General features: G+C 71.5%; 1 protein-coding gene. It reads right to left on the bottom strand.

The window, feature by feature from the left end:
* Nucleotides 1–104: 104 nt before the first annotated feature.
* A partial coding sequence (locus AB0J67_RS40590) for a carboxypeptidase regulatory-like domain-containing protein (protein WP_363491071.1) occupies nucleotides 105–2,543 on the bottom strand: 2,439 nt, incomplete at its 5' end.

The raw sequence follows: 2,543 nt of genomic DNA, 5'->3' as shown, positions 1-2,543 counted from the left end.
AGGGCGGCGGCGCGTGCGGACCGCGGTGATGGGTGCGGGCTCCTGGGGCAGCGTCTTCGCGAATCGGGACCATCGGTCCCGACCCCCGCTCGTGCGGCGCGTTCTTAGAGCCGGCCCGCCGGCCGGTCGCCCGTCGGCACCGTTCGGCGCGGCGGCGCCGTCGGGGACGCGGACGCGGACGGGGACGGGGACGGGGACGGGGTGTCCTGCGCCTTCGGTCCGGCCGGCAGGCGGCCGCCGCAGACCTCGAACCGCAGGCCCCCGACGACGCAGAAGTTGAGGGTGACGTCGTCGCGCAGGTAGATGCGGCCGGTGCCGATCAGGTTCGGGCCCGATCCTTCGGCGCTGTTCTCGAACGCGAAGGTCACCGGCGCGGGGGTGAGCACCCGCATCTGGTACGCGCCCGCGACCGTCTCGCCGACGGCGACGAACTCGCCGGTCGACGAGTGCGACACGAGGAACCGGCCGTCGGGCGCTGAGCCGTCGGACAGCTTGATCGTGCCCTTGACCAGGCTGCCGACCTTCATCGTGTAGTTGTAGGTCGTCGTCACGTCCGAGGTGACCTTCACCGTCTGCGCCGAGAACCGGTTGGTGGCCCCGCCGCTCCACTGCAGCGCGTGGCCCTCGGCCTGGAAGATCAGCGCCCACTGGTACGGACCCAGGAAGTCCGTGCTGTAGCGGCCGTTCTCGTCGAGGCCGACGTGGCCGTAGCCCGGGCCCAGGCCGGGATGCGGGGAGTAGACGCCGACCCACGCGTAGTCGAAGTCGAGCGGCTGCCCGGTCTCGCTGGTCACGGTGCCGGTGATGGTGCCCGCCCGGTCGAGCTTGATGGTCGGCGCGGTGACCCACTGGCCGTCGGCGGCGGTGATGACGGCCGCCTGGCGCGGGTCGCCGGTGCCGCCGGTCGGGCCGACCCACTGGGCGCCGTACGGGCCGTCACGGTCCGGGATGGCGAACAGGTGGTAACTGCCCGCGCCGCTCCACAGCGGCATGAGGTAGTTGCCGGCCGCGTCGGTCTCGTATCCGCAGCCCTCCGGGAGGTGGTAGTGGCCCACGGTGATCGGCGCCACGCACACGCCAGCGACGGGGAGGCCCGCGGCGTTGACGACCTTGCCCTGGACGCTCGCGACGCGGTTGAGGGTGACCGCCACCGTGGCCTGCTGGCCGGCGGTGACCGTGACGCTCACGACGCCCTCGCTGGCCTCGTACCCCTGGGCGGAGACCCGCACCGGATGGGTGCCGATCGCGACGTCGGACAGCGTCACGGAGCCGGTGCGGGTGCTGCCGTAGCGGTTGTGCACATCGGTGCTGAACGCCGGGATGGCCCCGCCGGTGACGGCGTCCTTCGCGGTCACCTTCACCGAGCCGGTGGCCAGCAGCTTTTCGTTCACGGTGGTGGTGCCGTCGGCGGTCACCGTGAAGACGTTCGCCGTCTCATAGCTGAGCTTGCCGGTCGCCCACTGGTCGAACGCCTCGGTCTCGTAGTCGTAGAAGTTCACCCGGTAACTGCCGGTGAACACCGGTTCGATCCGGTAGTACCCGTTGTCGTCGGTGAGACCGGTGACGCTCTGGAGGGGCCCGAAGTTCGCGCTGACGTCGGCGCCCGCGATGCCCGTGGTGCCGTTGGCCTGGGTGAGCCGGCCGGCGATGGCCCCGGTGGGGAACAGGGTCTCGTCCACGTCGGTGTGCTGGTCGGCGACGACGGTCACCGGCTGCGCCTCGTCCCTGCTGCGGACATGCGGGTGGTACATGGCGGCGTTGCTGTCCGGCAGCGTGAAGATGACCAGGTACTGCCCCGGCGCGAGGCTGTCGAGCCGGTACTGGCCCGCCGCGTCGGTCATGGTGCTGGCGTAGCCGTCGCCCGAGACCTGGTCGAAGCTGACGTGCACGCCCTCGATGGGCTGACCGCCGGCGGTCAGCACCGTGCCGCCGGCCGACCCGCTCGGCAGCAGGGTGTCGTCGACCGTGACGGACTGTCCGGCCGCGACGGTGAACGTGTCGGCCGCCCAGTAGTCGCGCTTGCCGTAGGCGTACTGCGTAGCGCCGTCGAGCAGGAACTGCACCGTGAACTCGCCGACCGCCACGGGCACCGTGTAGTCGCCGTTCTCGTCCGTGAGGCCCCAGTTGCCGACGCTCCAGTCGGAGGTGGAGGCGACGTTGACCGACACGCCTGCGGCCGCCGCGCCCGTGCTGCTGGTGAGGTGGCCGGTAATGGTCCCGAACGGGATCAGCGTCGCGTCGGCCGTGGTCGTCCCGCCCGCGTTCACGTGGTAGAGCTGCGCCGCATCCCAGCTGGGGGTGCTGGGCGCGTACTGGGCCGGGTGACCCTCGGCGTAGATGTGCACGTGGTACGGCCCGGTCGGCAGGTCGCTGATGGTGTAGCGGCCGGTGCCGTCGGCGGTCGCGCTGAGCGCTTCACCGGTCTCGTAATGGGTCGCGCTGACGGCCGCATTCGCGACGGGGGTGCCGTTGTAGGTGAGCAGTCCGGTGATGGTGCCGGTGTCGGCGGCCTGCGCGGGCGTGGTCATGCCCAAGGTGGTGAC

The organism is Catellatospora sp. NPDC049609, assembly GCF_040675365.1.
Taxonomy (GTDB): Bacteria; Actinomycetota; Actinomycetes; order Mycobacteriales; family Micromonosporaceae; genus Catellatospora.
The sequence above is the reverse complement of the archived record's forward strand: the minus strand, read 5'-3'. Positions and strand labels throughout refer to the sequence as shown.